This is a genomic window from Streptomyces millisiae (assembly GCF_031845425.1).
Taxonomy (GTDB): domain Bacteria; phylum Actinomycetota; class Actinomycetes; order Streptomycetales; family Streptomycetaceae; genus Streptomyces; species Streptomyces millisiae.
On sequence record NZ_JAVREM010000024.1, the window covers coordinates 1 to 21,296 of the forward strand.

At 73.1% G+C, this 21,296-nt stretch carries 15 protein-coding genes and 1 pseudogene; 9 read left to right on the top strand and 7 right to left on the bottom strand.

What is annotated here, in order from left to right; translation table 11 throughout:
• Positions 1 to 623: 623 nt before the first annotated feature.
• From RNC47_RS18750 to RNC47_RS18765, 4 genes are all read left to right on the top strand, one after another.
• A complete protein-coding gene (locus RNC47_RS18750) occupies positions 624 to 1,541 on the top strand; it encodes a pectate lyase family protein (protein WP_311600239.1) in 918 nt (305 codons plus the stop codon).
• Positions 1,542 to 1,738: 197 nt separating this feature from the next.
• Positions 1,739 to 5,008, top strand: coding sequence for a substrate-binding domain-containing protein (locus RNC47_RS18755; protein WP_311600241.1), 3,270 nt, complete (start codon positions 1,739 to 1,741; stop codon positions 5,006 to 5,008).
• Between the two features lie 52 nt (positions 5,009 to 5,060).
• Positions 5,061 to 5,864 carry a class I SAM-dependent methyltransferase gene (locus RNC47_RS18760; protein ID WP_311600354.1) on the top strand — a complete coding sequence of 268 codons (804 nt, stop codon included), beginning with the start codon at positions 5,061 to 5,063 and terminating at the stop codon, positions 5,862 to 5,864.
• An 85-nt stretch (positions 5,865 to 5,949) separates the two neighbouring features.
• Complete coding sequence (locus RNC47_RS18765) at positions 5,950 to 6,387, top strand: DNA-binding protein (protein WP_311600243.1); 438 nt, start codon at positions 5,950 to 5,952, stop codon at positions 6,385 to 6,387.
• A gap of 21 nt (positions 6,388 to 6,408) precedes the next feature.
• Here RNC47_RS18765 and RNC47_RS18770 read toward each other — a convergent pair.
• Positions 6,409 to 6,766 (bottom strand): annotated as a pseudogene (locus RNC47_RS18770) (WhiB family transcriptional regulator).
• 337 nt (positions 6,767 to 7,103) lie between these two features.
• Complete coding sequence (locus RNC47_RS18775; protein WP_311600245.1) at positions 7,104 to 8,072, bottom strand: ketopantoate reductase family protein; 969 nt, start codon at positions 8,070 to 8,072, stop codon at positions 7,104 to 7,106.
• Positions 8,073 to 8,178: 106 nt separating this feature from the next.
• Here RNC47_RS18775 and RNC47_RS18780 point away from each other — a divergent pair, with 106 nt between their 5' ends.
• Positions 8,179 to 10,365 (top strand): hypothetical protein, encoded by a 2,187-nt coding sequence (locus tag RNC47_RS18780; RefSeq protein WP_311600246.1) that lies wholly within the window; start codon positions 8,179 to 8,181, stop codon positions 10,363 to 10,365.
• Complete coding sequence (locus tag RNC47_RS18785; RefSeq protein WP_311600248.1) at positions 10,362 to 11,882, top strand: ABC transporter substrate-binding protein; 1,521 nt, start codon at positions 10,362 to 10,364, stop codon at positions 11,880 to 11,882. The genes RNC47_RS18780 and RNC47_RS18785 overlap by 4 nt, the downstream gene beginning before the upstream one ends.
• A gap of 66 nt (positions 11,883 to 11,948) precedes the next feature.
• Here the strand turns inward: RNC47_RS18785 and RNC47_RS18790 are convergent, their stop codons facing one another.
• From RNC47_RS18790 to RNC47_RS18800, 3 genes are all read right to left on the bottom strand, one after another.
• Complete coding sequence (locus RNC47_RS18790) at positions 11,949 to 13,037, bottom strand: L,D-transpeptidase family protein (RefSeq protein WP_311600250.1); 1,089 nt, start codon at positions 13,035 to 13,037, stop codon at positions 11,949 to 11,951.
• Between the two features lie 138 nt (positions 13,038 to 13,175).
• Positions 13,176 to 14,795, bottom strand: a complete 1,620-nt coding sequence (locus tag RNC47_RS18795; protein WP_311600252.1) for an ATP-dependent DNA ligase — start codon at positions 14,793 to 14,795, stop codon at positions 13,176 to 13,178.
• Positions 14,796 to 14,835: 40 nt separating this feature from the next.
• Positions 14,836 to 15,570 carry a sulfite exporter TauE/SafE family protein gene (locus tag RNC47_RS18800; RefSeq protein ID WP_311600355.1) on the bottom strand — a complete coding sequence of 245 codons (735 nt, stop codon included), beginning with the start codon at positions 15,568 to 15,570 and terminating at the stop codon, positions 14,836 to 14,838.
• 111 nt (positions 15,571 to 15,681) lie between these two features.
• Between RNC47_RS18800 and RNC47_RS18805 the strand changes: the two genes are divergently transcribed.
• The 3 genes from RNC47_RS18805 (at position 15,682) to RNC47_RS18815 (ending at position 18,757) form a co-directional block, all read left to right on the top strand.
• Positions 15,682 to 16,365 carry a SanA/YdcF family protein gene (locus RNC47_RS18805; RefSeq protein WP_311600356.1) on the top strand — a complete coding sequence of 228 codons (684 nt, stop codon included), beginning with the start codon at positions 15,682 to 15,684 and terminating at the stop codon, positions 16,363 to 16,365.
• Between the two features lie 89 nt (positions 16,366 to 16,454).
• Positions 16,455 to 17,552: an acyltransferase gene (locus tag RNC47_RS18810; RefSeq protein WP_311600254.1), complete on the top strand. Its 1,098-nt coding sequence runs from the start codon at positions 16,455 to 16,457 to the stop codon at positions 17,550 to 17,552.
• A gap of 122 nt (positions 17,553 to 17,674) precedes the next feature.
• Positions 17,675 to 18,757 (top strand): acyltransferase, encoded by a 1,083-nt coding sequence (locus tag RNC47_RS18815; protein ID WP_311600255.1) that lies wholly within the window; start codon positions 17,675 to 17,677, stop codon positions 18,755 to 18,757.
• A gap of 19 nt (positions 18,758 to 18,776) precedes the next feature.
• Here RNC47_RS18815 and RNC47_RS18820 read toward each other — a convergent pair whose 3' ends face one another.
• Positions 18,777 to 20,168 carry a polysialyltransferase family glycosyltransferase gene (locus RNC47_RS18820; protein ID WP_311600256.1) on the bottom strand — a complete coding sequence of 464 codons (1,392 nt, stop codon included), beginning with the start codon at positions 20,166 to 20,168 and terminating at the stop codon, positions 18,777 to 18,779.
• Positions 20,168 to 21,148 carry a glycosyltransferase family 2 protein gene (locus RNC47_RS18825; protein ID WP_311600257.1) on the bottom strand — a complete coding sequence of 327 codons (981 nt, stop codon included), beginning with the start codon at positions 21,146 to 21,148 and terminating at the stop codon, positions 20,168 to 20,170. The genes RNC47_RS18820 and RNC47_RS18825 overlap by 1 nt, the downstream gene beginning before the upstream one ends.
• Positions 21,149 to 21,296: the final 148 nt, after the last annotated feature.

Here is a 21,296-nt window from a genome sequence, read left to right on the forward strand (position 1 = left end):
ACGCTCGACCCGCCCGCCCTTCCACGCTGCGCGCCTGCCCGGTCCCCGGCGATCGGCGCGGCGCGTCGCCTCTGGCGGGGGGCGAGCCTCTGCGTCCCGGCGGCAGCGCAGGGCAGCGCCACCCACTCACCCGCACTTCCGTGCTGCGCGCCCCCGTAGCCGCGGTGCGAGGCGCGTGGTGTTGGCACGGCTGCCCTGCGCTGCCGGCGCTACGCGTCTGCCGCCGGTGGTGTGGTCGGCCCGCGACGGCCGTGTGGTGCGCCGAGGCGCTCTCGCCTCCGGGCGGAACGTGTGACAGGCTGCCGGTCAGGCCGGCTTGCGGAGGCCGCGCCGTCGCCCGAGCCCTGCGGGCAGCGCGCGGCGCCGCCGGTTCGGCGGGCAGTGCCGCCGCGCAGCGGCAAGCCCGCCCGGGCGCGCGGCCACAGCCGGCGCGCAGCGCCGTCGCGCCGTCGCCCCAGCCCGCGCGGCCAGCGCTCCGCCGCGCGTAATAGTCCACACACTCACCGTCATCGTCCACAGCGCCGGTCCTAGCATCAAAACGATTCACCCCCCACACAATCCGGACGGAGAATCCCATGCGCAGGACGAGCGCGCGATTCAGGCTGGGCAGTGCAGTGGCAGTGATGACAGCGGTGGTGACCCTCGGCGGGCTCACCGCGACGAGCGGCGTCGCGGCGGAGCCGGTCGAGACGGTCGCCGTCGGGACCCCCACCGGCTTCGGCCGGGCCACCACCGGCGGTGCGGGCGGCAGTGTCGTGACGGTGACGTCCGCCAGTGCCTTCGCCTCGGCGGCAGCGAGCAGTTCCACCCAGGAGATCCGCGTCAGCGGCACGATCAACCTGTCGAGCATGACGCGGGTGACCTCCAACAAGACGATCATCGGCGTCGGCAGCAACGCCCGGATCACGGGCTACGGCCTGAACATCCGGCAGGCCAACAACGTGATCATCCAGAACATCACGTTCTCGGGCTCGGCCGACGACGGCATCAACATCGAGTACTCGACCAACGTCTGGGTCGACCACAACAACTTCACCGGCCACAACGACGGCGCCCTCGACATCAAGCGGGCGTCGGACAACATCACCGTGTCCTGGAACCGCTTCTACGGACAGGACAAGAACAGCCTGCTCGGCCACTCGGACGACAACAGCTCCGAGGACTCGGGTCGGCTGCGGGTGACCTACCACCACAACTGGTACGACGGCACCAACCAGCGCAACCCGCGGGTGCGCTTCGGCAACCCGGTGCACGTCTACAACAACTACTACAGCAACATCGGTAGTTACGGCGTCGCCTCCACCACCAACGCCGGCGTGCTGGTCGAGGGCAACTTCTTCGAGAACACCGACGACCCGTTCCACCGGGGCGAGGGCAGCTCGCCCGACGGCGCGCTGGTGGCCCGTAACAACCACTTCGTCAACTCGGGCACCGGCGAGACCGGCGGCAGCGTCGCCGGCATCCCGTACAGCTACAGCGTCGACACCCCCTCGGGCGTCAAGTCCAGCGTGACCTCCGGGGCCGGCGTGGGCAGGATCTGACCCGCCCGCACCACCCGTACCACTCCCGGACTTCCCGGCGACAGGCCGGCGGCTCGCGGTATCCCACCGTGCCGCCGGCCTTGTCGGCGTCGCTCCCCGGCGCTATCGTCCACGCCACCCCAGCACTGAAACGTTGAAAGCCCACAGCGCCCCCAGCGCTCGCAGCCGTCCGTCCGTCCCAGGAGCGAGGAAGCCCCATGGCGGAACACGGGTCCCCACCGGCGTGGCGTCACAACGGTCAGCGGCAGCCGCGGCCACGGCGTCTCCGCAGGCCGACCATCGGCCTGGTCACGGCCAACATCCACCTCGGCGTCGGCGCCTCCCTCTGGTCAGGCGTGCTCGAGGCGGCGGAGCGCGAGGACGTCAACATCGTCTGTTTCCCGGGTGACGCCCTCACCCCCGGCGGCGCCCCGCGCAACGCGCTCTACGAACTCCTCGACCAGTCAGGGCTGGACGGCGCGATCTGCTGGACCTCGACGCTCGGCCTGCCGGTCGGCGGCGAGCGCTCCGCCGCGCTGGTCCGCAGGCTGGGCGGCCTCGGCCAGGTGATCAGTCTCAACCGGGCGCTGGACGGGCACGAGACGCTGCTGCTCGACTCGTACGCCGGGATGCGCAAGGCCGTCGGGCACCTCGTCGAGCACCACGGCCGCCGCCGACTCGCCTGTCTGCGTGGGCCGATGGCCAACCCGGTGGCGCTCGACCGGTTCCGCGCCTTCAGCGACGCGCTGGCCAGGTACCGCATCCCGCAGGACCGGGCGCTGGTCTCGGCCTCCCTCGACTACGCGGCCGGCGCCGGCGCCACGGCGATGCGGGTGCTGCTCGACGTGCGCGGACTGCGCCCGGGGCGCGACTTCGACGCCGTCGTGGCGTGCAGCGACGTGCTGGCCGCCGACGCGCTGCGGCTGCTCACCGAGCGCGGCGTGCGGGTGCCCGAGGACGTCGCGCTGATCAGCTTCAACGACTCGGTCGAGGCCAGGATCAGCGACCCGCCGCTGACCTCCGTCGCGCTGCCGTTCGGCGAACTCGGTTCGCTCGCCGTGGAGACCATCCTCGCCAGGCTGCGCGGCGTCCGGCCGCCGGAGCGCAGGGCGGTGCCCGGCACGCTGGTCATCCGCAGGTCCTGCGGCTGCCCCTCGCCGCTGGTCACCCAGGGCGGCGCGGGTCCGCAACCGCCCGCCGAGCCGCCGGAGTCGGCGCCAGGCCCGCTCGACGAGGAGTTACGCACCGCCTTCCACGCGGACGCCGAGGCCGACGGCGGCGCGTTCCTCGGCGAGTTGGAGCGCCGTGTCGGGGGCATCGAGGGCTTCGAGGACATCGCCGCCTGGGACCGCGCGCTGCTGCGGCTGCGCGCCGCGGTGCCGGCCGACCCGCGTGCCGAACGGCTGCTGGGCCAGGCCAGGTTGATGGTGGCCGACAAGTCGCGCCGGCTGCTCGAGTACGAGCGCTGGACCCTGGAGCAGGAGTCCCGGCGGCTGCGCGTGCTGTCCACCACCCTCACCACCGCCGTCGACCTGTCCGAGATCGACGCGGCACTCGACCGCCATCTGCCCCAACTCGCCATCCCCGGGCATCGGTTGGTCGTGGCGGAGGCCGAGGGCGCGGCGCCGCAGGGCCCGCCGCCGCTGCCGCCGGCGGACGGTGAGCGGCGGTTCACGGCCGTGCTCGAACCGCTGCACATCGGCGACGAACCGCTCGGCTACGCCGTGTTCGACGCGGGGCCGCGCCGCTACGCCGCCCGGCACGGGGCGCTCTACCGGGCGCTCGGCGAGCAGATCAGCGCCGCGCTCAAGGGGGTTCGGCTGTTCACCGAGGTGCGCCGGGCGAGGGACGCCGCCGAGCAGGCCAGCAGCTTCAAGACCCGGCTGCTCGGCAACGCCAGCGACGAGCTGCGCACACCCGTCGAGGCCATCCTCGGCCACACCACGCCGGGCGAGCCGGCGCACGAGGAGGCGGCCCGGCTGCTGCGGCTGATCGACGACCTGCTCGACCTCTCGCGCTCCGAGATCGACGCGCTCGGCCTCGACCGGCGGCTGCTCGACCCGCGTCCGCTGCTCGCCGAGACGTTCCAGGACGCGGCGGCCGGTGGCCGGCTCAGGCTGCCGCGCCGGCTGCCCGCGCTCTGCGCCGACCCGGACCGGCTGCGCCAGATCGTCCACAACCTGTTGACGGCGGCCGGGCGTTACCCGGACCTGAGCGTGGACGTGGCGCCGCCGTGGCTCACCGTGCTGGTCACCAGCCCCGAGTTGGCCGCGCCGTCGCACGAACCGGCCGAGGACGAGCGGTACTTCCAGCCGTTCGCGGCCGGCGGGCCCGGCGGCCGGCTCGGCCTGGCGATGGCCCGCCGGCTGGCCGTGCTGCACGGCGGCTCGGTCACCCTGCACCGCGGCCCCGGCCCCTTCGGTTTCCGGCTCGACCTGCCGCTGCCCACGCCGGCCGAGCCGACCGGGCCCCGGGCCGCGCGGGGCCCGGCCGGCCCCACCCTGCTGATCGTGGAGCGCGCGCTGCCCGAGGTGGCCACCGTCGCGCGCCGGCACGGTCTGCGCCCGCACCGGCCGCACCAGGACGAGGACATCGCGACCGTGGTGGCCGCCCACCCGCCGGCGGCCGTCGCCTGGGACGCCGGCCAGGCGACCCCGCAGGAGTGGGCGGCCGTCCGCCGGCTGCACGACCATCCGGCGCTGCGCGACGTGCCGTTCCTGCTGTACGGCCCGATCGTCGGCAAGGACCTCAACCAGGCGCTGCACGCGCTGCGCCCCTCGGGACTCGCCGCGCCGGCGCTGGTGGTGGGCGGCTCGGCGGCCTCCAGGGAGCGGTTCCGGCGGCTGCTGACCGGCGTGCTGCCCGGGCGCACGGTGCGCGCGGCGGCGGACGGCACGACGGCGCTGGCGCTGCTGGCCGAGGAGGCGCCGGGGCTGCTGGTCGTGGAGCGGGTGCTGCCCGACATGGGCGGCTTCGAGCTGGTGGAACGGCTGTGGCACGACTGCCCGGTGCTGATGCTGAGCGACGAGGGGTTCACCTTCGCCGACGTCCGACGCGCCGAGCCGCACCCCGGGCTCGTCCTGCTGGGCCGGGGCATCCTCACCGACGCCGAGACGGCGCGGCTGCTGACGTCGTTGACCTCGGCCTCGCAGCGCCAGCAGCGGGCGGCCGACCCGGCGCCGGTGCGCTACGCGCTGGCCTACATCGAGCAGCACTACCGGCACCGCTTCTCGCGCTGGCAGATCGCGCAGGCGGCGGGCGTCAGCGAGGACCACCTGGGCCGGCTCTTCCACCGCGAACTCGGGCTGACCCTCTGGGAGTACCTGACCCGGTTGCGCATCGAGCGGGCCAAGGAGCGGCTGCAACGCAGCGACGACAACGTGCAGACGGTGGCCCGGGCGGTCGGCTTCCACGACCGGGCCTACTTCAGCCGCGTCTTCCGGCGGCTGACGGGGGTGGCACCGCACGCCTACCGCGACGCCTCGTGACCGGGGCGGAAAAGCGTTGGTGGCCGCGCGGGCGCCGCTGTTACGGTCGCGGATCGTGAACGACGACTGGCTGACGGTGAACCGCGAGAACTGGGACGACCGGGTGCGGGTGCACGCGGAGAGCTCCTTCTACGACCTGCCGGGGTTCCGGGCCGGCGCCTCGCCGCTCCGCTCGTTCGAGCGGGCCGAGTTGGGCGAGGTGGCGGGGAAGCGGCTGCTGCACCTGCAGTGCCACATGGGGCAGGACACCCTGTCCTGGGGGCGGTTGGGAGCCGAGGTCACCGGCCTCGACTTCTCGGCGAAGGCCGTTGAGCAGGCCCGCGCGCTGGCGGCCGACGTCGGCCTCGCCGACCGGGCACGGTTCGTGGTCTCCGACGTCTACGAGGCGCCCGCCGCGCTGCCCGGCGAGCGGTTCGACATCGTCTACACGGGGCTCGGCTCCCTGGTGTGGCTGCCCGACCTGACCCGCTGGGCCGAGGTCGTGGCCGGCCTGCTGGCCGAGGGCGGGGCGCTGTACCTGGTGGAGTTCCACCCGGCCACCGACATGCTGGGGGAGGACGGGCGGACGGTCGACCACGACTACTTCGACGCGGAGCCGTGGCGCCAGGACCACGCGTACACCTACACGGACGGGCCCGCGCTGGAGAAGACGGTGTCCGTGCAGTTCCTCCACCCGCTGGGGGAGGTCGTCAGCGCGCTGGCGGGAGCCGGGCTGCGGGTCGAGTTCCTGCACGAGCACCCGTTCACGATCTTCCAGCGCTATCCGGTGCTCGAGGAGAGCGAGCCGGGGATCTTCACCTTCCCGCCGGGGCATCCCCGAGTGCCGCTGATGTTCTCGCTCCGGGCGCGCCGCTGAGCCTCGCCCGACGCCTGCGCCTGTTGAACGATTCGTTCACGTCAATTCGTTGACAATGGAGTGAACCCGGGGGCAGGCTTGTGCCATGACGGAAGCACTCGCACCCGACCCGTTTACTCCCCCCGACGCCGCCGCGGCGCGCGAACACCGGGGCGCCGCCGCGCTGTTCAGGATCGCCGAGCGGCACGCGGCCACCGAGGCACAGCGCGCCCGCCAGACCAACCCGCACCTGCCGGCCCCGCACGAGGCCGTCCGGCTGGTCGCCTTCCTGCTGAGCGGCGCGGCGCGGCCCGAGGAGGGGGAGCCGGAGGTCGACCGGGCGGACATCATGGCCGCGCTGACGCTGATGCCCCGGGTGCGGGCGGAGCTCGACGAGCTGGAGGCCGGGCTGCTCACCATGGCCCGCGGGCGCGGGCTCACCTGGCAGGAGATCGCCTTCGGCCTCGGCCTCGGCACCCCGCAGGCCGCCCGCCAGCGGCACGCCCGGCTGAGCGAGCGCGCGCCCGAGGCGGGCGACGACTGAGCCGGGGACGGCCGAGAGGGCTCAGGCGATTCTGGAGGTGGAGGAGCGCATGCTGCGCTTCTCGTACTCGGCCTTGGCGGTCTGCAGCAGCCGCTGCCACGAGGCGACCGTGGGGCGCCTGCGCAGCAGGGCGCGGCGCTCGCGCTCGGTCATGCCGCCCCAGACGCCGAACTCCACGCGGTTGTCCAGGCCGTACGCCAGGCACTCGGCCCGCACGGGGCAGCCGCTGCACACCGCCTTGGCGCGGTTCTGCGCGGCGCCCTGAACGAACAGTTCATCCGGATCCGTCTTGCGGCAGACCGCGTGCTTAGTCCAGTCCACAACCCAGCTCATGCCGGTGCCGTTCCTCTCCCAGACGAGGGCTCCCCCACGGCGGCAAGTGGCATATGACCGCTTGCCAGTTGAGGACGTTACGGAAGGCGGACGGCAACGCAACACCCCCTATGGGCCTAATCTTTGATGGCCCGATCGGACTATGCGGTCCGTGAAGTCACCCGTGTGAGGGATGTTGGGGGTCCTGGTGGGGAGAACGAGGACTCTCTCTGTGGAATACCCAGCGGAACGGAAACCACCCGTCCGGGCTAAGGCGACTTGACGGCGCCGCAGAGGGGTGGCATAGGAGCGCCGGAACGACGGTACCTCCCGGGCGGCCGCGCCGCCCGGGGTACCGCGAAAAACCGGGAAATCCAAGGGGATCAAGGGGGGAGGCGGGGGCCTCAGACCAGCGCGGCCAGCTCGGCGGCCGGCAGCGAACCGGGCTCCCGGCCGTCCCGCGCGAAGGCGTTGGCGATCCGCGTCAGCGCCTCGTTGACCGGGGTCGGCACCCCGTGCAGGCGGCCCAACAGCACGATCTCGCCGTTGAGGTAGTCCGCCTCGATGGTCCCGGTGCCGCGGCGCAGGCTCTGCCAGGACGAGCCGCGGCTCGCCGGCGCCCCCGGCACATCGCGGATGTCCATCCGGTCGCCGCGCAGCGCGCGTTGCTCCTCCTGGCCCGCGAAGGGGATGCCGGCCGCCGCGAACACCTCGCGGCCCTCGTTCGCGGCCCGGTGGAACAGCTCGCCGAGCGCCGGGTCGGCGCCGAGCGGCCCGGCGACCGCCTCCACCGAGTTGGCCAGGTTCATCAGCAGCTTGGCGTACTTCCAGCGCATCACGTCCTCCTGGACCGGGGCCAGGAAGCAGGAGCGCTCCAGGTCCTCGGCGATCCGCCGGGCCGTGTCGTCCACGCCGCCCGGGTAGCGACCGAGGTGCAGCATCCCGCTCAGCGGGGCGCAGGGCGCGACCACCACGCCCGGCTCCAGGAACACGGAGGGCAGCCACACGCAGACCCCGTACACCCGGGGGAACCGCCGCAGTGCGAGACGCTCGTTGGCCACGCCGTTCTGCGCGCACAGCAGCGGCAGGTCGCCGGCCACCGGGGCCCAGGCGTCCAGGGCGGCCACCGTGTCCTGCGTCTTGACGGCCAGCACCAGCACGTCCTCCGCCGTCGGGCGGTACTCCTCGGGCCCGGACAGCACCGGCAGCCGCAACGTCAGCGAGTCGTCCGGGGTGAGCAGCCGCAGCCCGCCCTCCCGCAACGCCTCGCCGTGCGCGCCGCGCGCCACGAGGACGACCTCGTGCCCAGCCTGTGCCAACCGTCCGCCTATGCTTCCGCCGACCGCGCCGGCGCCGATGATGATGTAGCGCATCACACCATTCTCGCTCCGGCGCGTTTCGGGCGCGGAGACGGGAACTCCCGGCCCGCCGTGTGCGTCATGTTCACAACAGCTCTTGGTCATTGCCCTGGGGGGAGCGATGGGTGAGCGACTGCACGGAGCACACGGCCAGGAGGCGCTGACCGACGGCCTCGTGCCGCGCCTGGTCGGTCTCGAGCGGCTGCGCGACCGACGGATCGCCCAGGAGTTCCCCGGCGCCCGGCCCGTCGTCGAGGTGTCGGCCGGCCGGGCCGGCGGCAAGACGGTGCTGCTCGACGCCCTCTACTCCGGCTACAACGGCCGGGTGCCGCTGGCCAGGGCCGACCTGGCGGCGCCGGGATTCGGCGAGAGCGGCCTGTCGGGACTGCCGGGCGGCGGCTCGGAGCCGCCGCGCAACGCCTCCCCCGTGACCCAGCTGCTCTACCTGCTCTCCTACAAACTCGGGCTGCGGCCACGGCGGTTCACCCAGGCGCCGACCTTCCCCCGACTCGCGCTCGGGCTGCTGGTGGTCACCACCTGGCGACCTGGCACCGGCGCGGAGACGGACGTCGCACCGGCCGAACTCCGCACCGCCGAGGCACGGTTGCGCGAGATCATCCGGGAGGACAGCCCGGACGCCAAGCGGCGCAAGGAGTTGCTGCGGCAGTGGTTCGACGCGCTCTCCACCCATCTGCCGACGGTGCTGACCGTGTTGCCCGGCATGGAGGCCATCACGCAGGCCACCCTGGCGACCGCCCGCGACCAGCTGCTCGCGGCCCGGCCCGACCGGGGCGCGCTGCGCTGGTGGGGCGAGCGGCTCGGCCGCTTCCAGGGCGACGACCTGCAGCGACTCTTCGCCCTGGTACGGGACTTCCGCCGGCTCGACGCCAGCCGGCAGAGCGCAGAGGAACTGCTGGTCGCCGCCCTGCTGCACGACATCGCCGACCACTACGGCTTCCTGCGCCGCCGCAACCGGACCCCGGCCCCGCTGATCCTGCTCGACAACGCCCACACCGCCGACGGCCGGCACTTCGTCCGGGTGCTGCTGCGGGCCTGGGACTCCCTGCCGCGGGGCGCCGTGCGCCCGGTGGTCGTGATCACCAGGCCGGCCATCGACACCGGGGGCCTCGGCATGGCCGACATCGCGGCCCGCACCCCGTGGCTGCCGGCCGAGCGCGGCGCGCCCGAGCGCTGGCTGCTCCGCGTCGAACTGGGCGCCGTGCGGCCGGAGGACATCATGCGGATGCTGGGCTCCGCCGACTACCCGCCCCATCTGCCCCGGCTGATCGCCCGGTTCAGCGGCGGCCGGGCCGGCTGCGCCCGGCTGCTGGCCGACGCGGTGGTGGAACGGCTCAGCTCAGGCGACCCCTGGCAGCCCCGCTGGCTGCTCACGCTGCCGCCGGCCGGGGACGAGCCGGACCGTCCCGCCACCGTGGGCGAACAGGTGCTGGAGCGGCTGCTGCCCGACCGCCGGCTGCGCGACGACCTGACGCGGCTGGCCATCGCCCTGGACGACGAGGCGGCCCGCCGGCTGTGGGCGCTGGTCGGCACGGACGAGCAGCCGGACGCCGGCCCCGGCCATCCGGCCAGCGGCCGGCTGCGCGCCGTCCGCGACGAGTTGGACGGCGCGCACTGGCGCCGCGAGCCCTGGCGCTGGCCGAGCGGGGAGGACCAGCCGGGCGGACCGGGGCACCGAAACGTTCCGCTGGTCGGGGACCGCGCCCTGCGCGCCCTGCTGCTGTGCCGTCTCGCCGCCACCGCCGGCGAGGAGCAGTGGACCAGGCTCCACCGCCGGCTGCGCTCCGGCTACAACCGCGACGACCTGCCCCCGGGGTCGGTCAGGCACGGCGTCGCCTATCTGCACCACACCCTCGCCCTCGGCGATCTCGACACCGTGGAGCGCGCCCTGCACCACCGGTTCGTCAACGCGCCGCCCGAGGAGTGGCTGGCCGTCGTCAACGTCGTCTGCGCCGCCCCCCACCCCCCGGCGGGGCCGCGCGGCGCGGCCCGGCGGTCCACCGACACCGACTGCCCGGTCTGCGCGGCGCGCGGTCCCGCGGACCAGGACCCGCTGCCGGCCCACCGGGCGATCAGCCGGCTGGTGCACGCCGTCTGGCGGCTGTCCGACCCGCTGGCGCAGGCCGGCACCGACGACGACTTCGACCGGGTGGAGTCCGCGCTGCTCACCCTCTACGAGCACAACGACGAGCACGACGTCCTGCTGGCCGCCTGGCGCGAGTGGCCCGCCCGGCTGCGGGACGGCGCCCAGGCACCGGATCTGCCGATACCGAGGGGGTACCGACCATGAGATTACGCGGCTGGGGTCCGCTCACCAGAGCCCTGGCGGGCGCGCTCACGCTGGCCCTGCTCGCCCTGGCCGGCTGGGTCGGCTACGAGCGCTACTGGCCCGACACCTCCTGCGGCCGCGGCGTCGAGGAGCGCGGCCCGGACGCCGAGTGCGTCGGCGTCACCGACGGCGAGTTCGTCTTCCACCCGGCCCTGGAGGAGGTCTCGGCCCGGATCAAGGAGGAGAACGACCGGGTCACCGGCTCCGACGTGCCCTATGTGACGGTCGCCTTCATCCTCCCGATGACCTCGGACGACGAGGTCGAGCGGCGGCAGACCCTGCACGAGGTGCAGGGCGCCTACCTCGCCCAGTACCGCGCCAACCACCGGGCCCAGCAGACCCGCCCGCCGATCCGCCTGGTGCTCGCCAACCCGGGCCGCAACAGCGCCCAGTGGCGGCCGGTGGCGGAGGAGCTGCGGCGGATGGCCGACTCCCCCGAGCACAACCTGCGCGCCGTCGTCGGCTTCGACGTCAGCACCCGCACGACGGCCGAGGCCATCTCCTACCTCACCAACGAGGCCGGCATCCCCATGGTGGCCGGGCCGCTCACCGCCGACGACCTCGGCAACTCGGAGGAGCACATCCGCTACCCGGGACTCGCCCGGGTGGTGCCGGACAACAGCGACCAGGCCGCCGCGCTGGCCTCCCTCTACTCGAACATCGACCCGGCCCGCACCCTGCTGGTCGAGGACCTGCGCGAGGACGACAACTACATCGCCTCGCTGCGCGACGTCTTCGGCCGCGTGACCTCGGACGCGCCCAACGCCCCCGAGCAGTTCGTCTCGCCGCCCGACCTCACCGACGAGGGCAACCTCCCCAACGACTTCCAGCGGATGGTCGCCACCATCTGCACCTCCGAGGCGGAGGTGATCTACTTCGCCGGCCGCAACGTCCAACTCCGGCTCTTCGTCAACGCGCTGGGCGCCCGCGGCTGCGCCGAGAAGGAGTACACGGTGGTCACCATCTCCGGCGCCTCGACGCTGCGCACCGACCCCGAGTTCGACTGGGGCTCCCTGGAGAACGACGTGACCGTCCGCTACGCCACCATCGCCCACCCCGACGCCTGGACCGGCGAGAACGCCCCGGGCACCGGCGGCTCGCCCGAGGCACTGGGCGAACTCCTCGACCTGATGGCCGAGACCGGGCAGGGTGACGTGGAGCAACTCACCGACGGGCGCGCCATCACGATGTACGACGCGACGCTCACGGCGATCACGGGGATCCGCAACTCCACCGGCGGAGAGGTCTCCGTGCCCGCCCTGGAGGACGTCGGGAACTCCTGGCTGCGGATGCACGGCGGCGGGAAGGTCGAGGGCGTCTCCGGCTGGATCTGCCTGAACAACCATGGCGACCCCCACAACAAGGCCGTCGTCGTGGTCGAACTCGACGCGGACACCGAGGACATCCGCTTCGTGGGGCTCGCCTGGCCACAGGGCGCCCCACCGGAGCCGGACTGTCCCCTCCCCAACCCGGACTGACCCCGGCGGCCGGGCCGACCCGGCGCGCCCGGCCCGGGCCGCGGGCGGGGCGCGCCGGACGCGGCGTCACCAGTAGACGACGACCCGGTCGCCCTCGGTGACCTCGTCGAAGAGCTGGGCTATCGCGGCCTCGTCCCGGACGTTGACGCAGCCGTGGGAGGCGCCGTTGTAGCCGTTGGCCGCGAAGTCCTGCGAGTAGTGCACGGCCTGGCCGCCGTCGAAGAACATCGCGTAGGGCATGGGCGAGTCGTAGAGCGTCGAGTGGTGGTTGCGCGACTTCCAGTAGACCTCGAACTCGCCCTCCCTGGTGGGCGTCTCCTCGGCGCCGAAGCGCACGTCCACCGTCATCCGCACCTCGCCGTCGATCACCCAGGACAGCGTCTGCGAGGTCTTGGAGACGCACAGCACCCGGCCCGTCAGGCAGCGCTCGTCCAACTCCTGCGCCGGCTCGACCTCGGGGATCTCGACGGGCGGGAACATCTCCTCCTGGCTGGGGGCCGTGGTCTGGCTCGTCAGCGCCTCCCAGGTCGGCTCGAAGACCGTCCCCGTGGCCTCGATGCCGGCCGCCTCCTGGAACGCCCGCACCGCGGCCGTGGTGACGTCCCCGTAGTAGCCGGTGGGGTTCTCCTCGAAGTGGCCCGCCTGCTTGAGCCTGGCCTGGAGCTCCCGCACCTGGTCCGAGTTGTCCCCGTAGCCGAGTATCTGCTGGGGCGGGTACAGCTCGTCCTGGCTCGGCGCGCCCGTGGCCTCGGTGAGCGCCGCCCAGGTGCTCGCGAACACCGTGCCCGAGACCTCGAGGCCCTCGGCCCGCTGGTACTCGGAGACGGCGCCCAGCGTGACGTCCCCGTAGTAGCCGGTCGGCTGGGCCAGGAAGTGGCCGAGCGCCGCCAACCTGGCCTGGAGCTCGCGCACCTGCTCCGACTCGTCGCCGAAGTCGAGCACGACCTCCTCGGTCTCCTCCTCGGCCGCGCCGTCGTCGGCCTCCGACTCCCCGTCCTCCCGCGGCGATTCCTCCTCGCCCGGCGCCGAGCTGGACGGATCGCCTGACCCCCCGCCCTCGGCGCCCTGCGCCGAACAGCCGGTGAGCAGCAGGGCAGCCACGGCGGCTGCGGCCGCCGCCGGAGCGGCCACTCTACGGAAGAGCGCGGTGCGCATCAGTGTTCCCCCTGGAGCTATCGGACCCTAAAGGACCTCACTGATAAAGATGCGCCTACCCGGCGGAATGTTGCACCCGGCCCATAACGAAGCAGCCACGATCGGCGCACGGCCGTCGCGCGCGGGGGCGCGCGGGCGTCAGCCCGTGGCGCGCCCGGGCAGCAGCGCGAGCACCGAGTCGACCGAGGCCACGGCCTCGGGGTCGGCGGCCCGCTTGTCCTCCCGGTAGCGCAGCACCCGGGCGAACCGCAGTGTCACACCCGCCGGTTGGGGGCCCCTCCCAGACGGAGTCTGGGGGAGTGTGGAACGCTGCACCCCGTCGAACGCCACCTCCACCACGAGTTCGGGCCGCACCCGCACCACCCCGCCGTCCCGCCGGTCCCGCCCGCCGTCGTCCTCGGCCAGTTCCAGCAGGCGTTCGGTCTGCCAGGCGAGCATGGCGTCGGTCATGCCCTTGAAGGTCTTGCCCAGCATCACGAAGGAGGTGCCGTCCGCCGACCGCGCGCCCAGGTGCAGGTTGGACAGCCGGCCGCGGCGCCGGCCGTGGCCCCACTCGGCGGCCAGCACCACCAGGTCCAGGGTGTGCACCGGCTTCACCTTGAGCCAGGCCGCGCCGCGCCGTCCCGCGTTGTAGGGCGCGTCGAGCGCCTTCACCAACACCCCCTCGTGGCCGCGCGCGAGCACCGCCTCGGCGAACTCCCGCGCCGCGCGCCTGGACTCGCCGGACGCCGGTTCTGGCACCGGCAGCCGCCGCACCCGGCGCGGCTCGGGCGCCACCCTGGCCAGCTCGGCGTGCCGCCGCTCGGTCGGGAGCCCGAGCAGGTCGCGGCCGTCCACGGTCAACAGGTCGAAGAAGACCGGGGAGAGCGGCAGCGCGCCGGAGAGCGAGCCGACCCTCCCCCGGCTAACGCCGGGAGGTGCCCCCAACGACACGTCCTGGAACGGGTGCGGCCGGCCGGCCTCGTCGAAGGCGATCACCTCGCCGTCCAACACCGCGCTGGCCACGTCGAGTTCCAGGGCGGCGGCGCGCACCTCGGGCAGCCGGTCGGTGATCTCGTCCAGGGTCCTGGTGAAGATCCGCACCGCGTCGCCGTCCCGGTGCACCTGCACCCGGATGCCGTCCAGCTTCTCCTCGACCACGCAGGGGCCGAGCCGGTCGAGCGCCTCGTCGAGGTCCTCGGCGCTCTGCGCCAGCATCGGCAGCACGGGCCGGCCCACGGTCAGCCGGAACTCGGCGAGCGCGTCCCGGCCGCGCGCCAGCAGCGCCTCGGCCACCGCGCCGAGCGAGCCGCCGAGCATCACGGCCCGCCGCACCTCGTCCGGCGCCGCGCCCACGGCCGCCGCGAGACCCTCGGCGGCGAGCGCGTCCAGCGCGCCCTGCCTGAGCTCGCCGCTGATCAGCCGGATCAGGAAGTCCTGCTCCTCCTCGGTGGCCTCGGCGAACAGCGCGCCGAGCAGCTCCCGGCGCCGGCCCGTGGCGCCGGCGCCCGAGGCGGCGGCGATGTCGGCCAGCGCCGCGTCGGTGGCGGCCACCGTGAGCCGGGGCTCGGGGGCGGGCGGCGGCCGTTGGCCGGACAGCGCCCGCCAGCCCACGCCGAGCCGGCGCTGCGGCAGCCGCCCGGCCAGGTAGGTGACGACGACCGGGGCCTGGGCCGGCTCGGTGCCGGCGAGCAGCCCGGCGAGCGCGGCCACCTTCGCCGACCGCGACCTGGTGGCCGCGACCTCCCGGGAGGTCCGCGCGACGTCGGCGAGCAGCATGCTCCTCATCCTCGCCCGGCCCGTCCCGGCGCGCACCCGCTCAGCGCAGCAGGTTGAGGCTGGCCACCACGGTGAACAGCAGCACCAGCCGCTCGAACCTGGCCTGGTCGATCCGGCGGATCAGCCGCCGCCCGGCGAACGCGCCCAGCAGCACGCCCCCGACCAGCGCCGCGTTCAGCAGCAGCGACTCCCCGTCGATCAGGCCGAGGCCCACGCTGAACGGCACCTTGAAGAGGTTGACGATGAAGAAGAACCAGGCGGCGGTGCCCAGGAACGCCAGCTTCGGGAAGCCGGCCGACAGCAGGTACAGCGACATCACCGCGCCGCCGGCGTTGGCCACCATCGTGGTGAACCCGGCGAGCAGCCCGAACACCGGGGCGCGCCACCGGCCCGTGCTGGTGTCGGTCTCCGCGCGCCGCTGCCGCCACAGGTGCAGCGCGACGACCGCGAGCAGCACCCCGCCGATCGTGCGGCGCATCACCGTGTCGTCGACCACCGCGATGAACCCGACGCCCAGCACCACGCCGACCGCCACGGAGGGGAAGAGCCGCAGCAGCGCCGACCAGTCCACGTGCCTGCGGTAGGCCCGCACAGCCAGCATGTCGCCGAAGATCAGCAGCGGCAGCAGCGCCCCGCTGGACTCGCGGGCGGGCAGCGCGGCGGCGAACAGGGCGACGCTGATGGCGCCGATGCCGCCTATCGAGGTCTTGGCCAGGCCCACCAGGACCGCCGCGACGCCGAGCAGCGCCCAGTCGATCCCGCTCAGCCCGCTCACCACATCCGGAGACTCTATTCACTCGAACGGGCGGGTGGGGAACTTGTCCGGCGTTCGGTACGTGATAACGGCGTGACGAAGTTTCGGCTACCGAGCGTGTCCCGGCCCCGGATGCCGCGCACGGTGCGCGGCAAGCGCACCCTGGTGCAGGTCGTCATGGCCGTCGTGGTGCTCGCGCTGCTGCCGGCCACCTGGGTGCACGCCTCCACCCACGACCGGATCAGGTCCGTGGGGGACGCGCCGTCCGCGCCGGTCGCGGTGGTCTTCGGCGCCGGGCTCCGCGCCGGCGGGGAGCCGTCGGCCTGGCTGGCGCACCGTCTCGACGCGGCCGCCGAGCTCTTCCACTCGGGGCGGGTCGAGGCCCTGCTGGTCACGGGGGACAACAGCACCGAGGAGTACAACGAGCCGGACGCCATGCGGGAGTACCTGGTGGGTCTCGGCGTGCCGGCGGAGCGGATCGTCGCCGACTACGCCGGCTTCAACACGTGGAACTCGTGCGCCCGCGCCGCCGAGGTGTTCGGTGTCACCCGGGCGCTGCTGGTCTCGCAGGAGTTCCACATACCCAGGGCGCTGGCCCTGTGCCGTGCCGCCGGTATCGACGCCCACGGCGTGGGGGTGCCCGAGCACCTCAGTGGCCTGCGGGTGTTCAGCTCGCTGCGGGAGATCGCGGGCGCCGTCCCGGCCGCCTGGGACGCGGCCTTCACCCCGGAGCCCCAGTTCGACGGGCCGCGTGAGACACGTCTCCAGGAGATCCTTGCCGCCGTAGGAGAAGAAGATGATATGGGTGGTAGTTAACCTGCTGGTCGCTTGACGGCGAGGTGGAGTTTCGCCCGGGGGACTAGACAGGCCCGACGTCCCTGGTCCCGAGACCCGCGAACGGAATCATGCCCCACTCCACCCCCACGACCGCGACCCTGTCGACGCCGACGACGTCGCCCCCGCGCGGCCCCGCCCCGCCCGCTCGCGAGCACCGCCACGACGTCGACCTGATGCGGGTGATCGGCTCGGTCGCCGTGATCCTCGTGCACACCGCGTCCTCCTTCATCCACGCCGTCGACGACCAGGAGGCCAACGGGGCCGGCGCCTTCTGGGTGGGGCACGTCGGCGAATCGTTCAGCCGGTTCGCGGTGCCGCTGTTCTTCGCCATGGCCGGCTGGGTGGTGCTGGTGGGCGCCCCGCCCAGGGACGAGCGGAAGATGTGGACACGCATCATCCGCAACACCGTGCCCGTGTTCGTGTGGAGCCTGGCCTACGTCACCTGGGCCTGGCTGCGCGACCGCAACGACGACCCGGCGGTCGACCTGGCCGCGCAGTCCTTCTTCGGCGACATCCGCCCGGCGTACCACCTGTGGTTCATGTACGCCTACATCCCGATCGTGGCCGTGCTCGCCTTCGCGGTGCTGGTCAGGGCCGGCAAGCACCCCTGGGGCCTGGGCCTGGCGCTGCTCGGCGTCGCGGCCGGCCCGACCGTGTTCTCCACTGTGACCGATGTCACCGGCTTCGACGAGCTGCCCGAGTTCGGCTGGAGCTTCGGCACCTACCAGGTGATCTACGCGGTCGGCGGCGCGCTGCTGATCGGCCTGCCCCACCGGGTCCCCGCCCGGTGGCGCTGGGGCCTGCTCGTGGTGCTGGCGGCGGCGCTGGCCGGCACCCTCTGGTACTCCACCCAGGTCCACTACCCCATCCCCTACGCCCACCTGTTCGTGGGTGTCTCCACCGTGTGCCTGATCCTGCTGCTCAACCGGGTGCGGGTCCCCGAGCGGTGGCGGCCCGCGCTCTCCAGGCTCGCCGGCGCCTCGCTCGGCGCCTACCTGGTGCACGTGTTCTTCGTCGAGGAACTGGTCGACCCGCTCGTCTCCGCCGACATGAGCGGCTTCGCCGCCGCTTGGACGATGCTGGGGATGCTGGCCGTCACCGTCGCGCTGTCCTACGGGGCCAGCCTGCTGTGGGAGCGCCTCGGCCTGCGCCGATGGCTCGGCTGAGCGGAACGGATCAGCCACCGCGAATTCACCAGGAGGACGCGGTGAGGTGAGGTCCCGTCAGGTTTTGCCTGCTAGAAGTTCTCGATCCGAACTTCGGCTTCGAAAACCTGATGAACGGGACCATGCTCACCTCCATCCCAGCCCCACCGGCCGTCGCAGCACAGCCCGAGCCGGTTGCCCAAGCCCGCGAGCACCGCTTCGACGTCGACCTGATGCGCCTGGTCGGCTCGGCCACGGTGATCTTCGCGCACACGTCGGCCACCTTCATCCACGCCACCGACGACGACCGGGCGAACGGGCCCGGCGCCTACTGGGTCGGGCACATCGGGGACTCGGTGAGTTCGTTCGCCGTGCCGCTGTTCTTCGCCATCGCCGGCTGGGCGGTGCTGGTGGGCGCCCCGCCGCGGGACGAGCCGCGCATGTGGGCGCGCGTCGTCCGCAACAGCGTGCCGTTGTTCGTGTGGAGCCTGGCCTACGTCGCCTGGGCCTGGCTGCGCGACCGCAACGAGGACCCGACGTCCGACCTGGCGGCCCAGGCGTTCTTCGGCGAGACGCGCCCGGCGTACCACCTGTGGTTCATGTACGCCTACATCCCGATCGTGGCCGTGCTCGCCCTCGTGGTGCTGGTCAGAAAGGGCAGACATCCCTGGCGACTCGGGCTCGCGCTGCTCGGCGTCGCGGCGGGCCCGACCGTGTTCGCCACCGTGGCCGAGGTCACCGGCTTCGACGGGCTGCCCGAGTTCGGCTGGAGCTTCGGCACCTACCAGGTGGTCTACGCCGTCGGCGGCGCGCTGCTGATCGGCCTGCCCTACCGCGTCTCCCGCCGGCTCCGCTGGGCGCTGGCGGCCACGATGCTGGTCTCGTTGGCGGCCGTCGTCTGGTACGACACCACCATCCACTACCCGATACCCAACGCCCACGTCTTCGTGGGGGTCGCCACCATCTGCGCGATCACGCTGCTCAACCGGATACCCGTGCCGGAGCGCTGGCGGCCCACGCTCTCCAGGCTGGCCGGGGCGGCGCTCGGCGCCTACATGGTGCACGTGTTCTTCGTCGAGGAACTGGTCGACCCGCTCGTCTCCGCCGACCTGAGCGCGCCGCTCGCCGCGCTGCTGCTCCTGGTGATGCTGACGGTCACCCTCGCGCTGTCCTACGGCACGAGCCTGCTGTGGGGACGCCTCGGCCTGCGGCGGTGGCTCGGCTGAGCCGAGCCGACACCGGGGCTCAGCCGCGGCGCATGGAGCGCCGCACCTTCCGGGCGAATCGCAACGCCGTGCGACCGCCCGGGAGTTGGCCCGTGATGCTGGCGCCGATGCCGCCGGGCAGCGCCAGCGTGGTCAGCCGCGCCCGCACCACATAGCGAGACGCCGCCCTGCCCTGGTTCGCGGCCAGCCACTCCTGGGCCTCGGCGCGCAGCTCGGGATAGCGCTTGAACTGCATGCAGTAGCCCACGGCCCGCACCAGCGGGCCGAGCTCGGCGCCGACCCCCGCCCGCGCCGTGACCACCTCGCCGGCCCCGCGCTCCTCGATGTCGGGGACCAGGGCGTCGACGATGGTCAGCGGGATCCGGTTGCTGTTCTGGAACGGGGTGAGCCGCCCGAGCACCGTGCCGGTGCCGAGCCGGGCGATCGGGATGCCGTAGTAGGCGGAGGCCGTCAGCAGCGCGGTGGAGAAACACCCCACCACCAGGGCGGGCCGCAGCCGGTGGAACACCGTCTCGGCCAGCATCGGCGAGTCGAGCACGGTGAGCCGCACCCCGACCTCGGCCGCCGCCTTCTCCAGCGCCTTGGAGTAGCGGGCCGGCGCCGTCGGATGCGGCTTGAAGACCACCGAGTGGCAGCCGGCCGCGGCGGCACCGCGCAGCATCCGCGCGTGCAGCTCCTCCTCCTCGGCCGGCTCCAGGATGTTCAGCGCGGCCAGGTACTGGCCGAGGACGACGGCCGTGGACTCGTGCTCCGCGCCCTCCAGGGCGCCCAGCACGGACGGGTCGCTCTCGGCCGCGCTGATCTCGTCGAGCACGGCGCGGAACGCGTCGTTCGGCACGGTCTCGGCCGGCACGCCGTAGTCGGTGAGCAGCATCGGCGCAAGACCCGGCACCAGGTCAAGGTGGATCAGCCGCTGGATGCGGCAGGCGGTGTTCCAGTTGAGCCGGTCCCTGGTGGGGCCGTAGCTCATCAGGCCGTCGGCGTAGACGTGCACGTCGGCGTCGGCGAAGATCGCGGCCAGCGCGATGGAGTGCTTGGCGTGCACCGACTCGACGACCAGGTCCATCGGCCCGTCGGGCAGCTCCCAGGCGGTGCGCAGCAGCCGCTCCCATATCGGGACGTCGTGTTCGCGCGGGGTCCAACTGCCCGGATGGTGCGGCTCGATGGTCTCGTTCCAGTTGATCACCCGGTCGAAGCGGGTGACGATCCGGCCCCAGCCGGTCATCTCGGAGAGCAGCACCGAGGTCTCGGGGATCGCGGCGTTGTTGCTCACCAGCAGGATCCGCTCCTCGGCGGCCTCGTCGGGCCCGAAGAGGCCGGCGTCCAGCGCGGCGGCCAGCGTGGCGGCGCCGTAGAGCGTGGAGACCTCGAAGATCTGGGTGCGCGCCGGGGTCGTGGCTTCGGTGCTCATCAGGCCGCGGTCACCTTACGCGTCGTCGTCCGGCCGAGCAGCCGGCGCAGCACCCGGCCGCGCTCGGGGCCCATCTCGTTGATCGTCCGGTCCAGCAGTTCCTGCGGCATCCGGTGCAGCGCCTCCGTCGACATCTGCCGCAGCCTGCGGGCCACGTCGGACTGGTGCCGGTCCGCCTTGCCGATGTGAAAGGCGATCATGGCGCAGTAGGTGCGAACGATCTTGGGCAGGAACCGGTCCGCCTCGGGGTGGGCCAGCACCTCCTCCATGATCAGGTCGTGCGCGGGGATGAAGTCCAGCTGCCGCTCGTCGCCGACCTGGGTGAGCGAGGTGCTGATGCCGCGCCGGTAGAACAGACCGTGCAGGCCGGTCGAGACGTAGGAGCGCGCGCGCAGGTGCAGCTGCCAGGTGAAGACCCGGTCCTCGCAGGTGCGCAGGTTCGGCACGAAGCGCACGCCGAGGTCGTCGAAGACGTTGCGCCGGCAGACCATGGACCAGACGTTGGGGTAGTCCACCATGCTCTTCCGCTGCGCGGGCAGGATGCCGTCGCGCGGGTCCATCAGCGTGTTGCGGCGCGGCGCCGGCGCCCGCTCCAGGGTGCGGCTGGTGCCGGTGACCTGTACGTGGTCGGTGCGCACGAAGTCGCAGTCGAACGACTCGACGGCCGCCAGCAGTTGGGTGAGGTAGCCCGGCGCGTACCAGTCGTCGCCGTCGAGGAAGGTCAGCCAGCGCCCGCGGGCGGCGTCGATGCCGGTGTTGCGCACCTGGGAGATGCCGCGGTTGGTCTCGTGGTGGATCACCCGGACCCCGGGGATACGGGCCGCGGCCTGGTCCAGCATCTCGCCGGTGGCGTCCCTGGAGTGGTCGTTGACCAGAATGAACTCCCGGTCGTCGCCCACGTTCCGGGCGAGCGCCCGCAAGGTGTCGGGCAGGAACTCCTGCATGTTGTAACAGGCGACGATGACGGAGAGTTTGGTCACGCTGGCTTCCAGTGGCTTTGGGCAGGTAGAACGCGACGTTAAACAGATTGCCGACGCGAAAGGGTACGAGAGGGTGACGTCAGGGTGAACGGTGGCGGTACGGTCGATGATCCCATCGCCTCGCCCGGCGCGTGACGAGGCGGGCGAG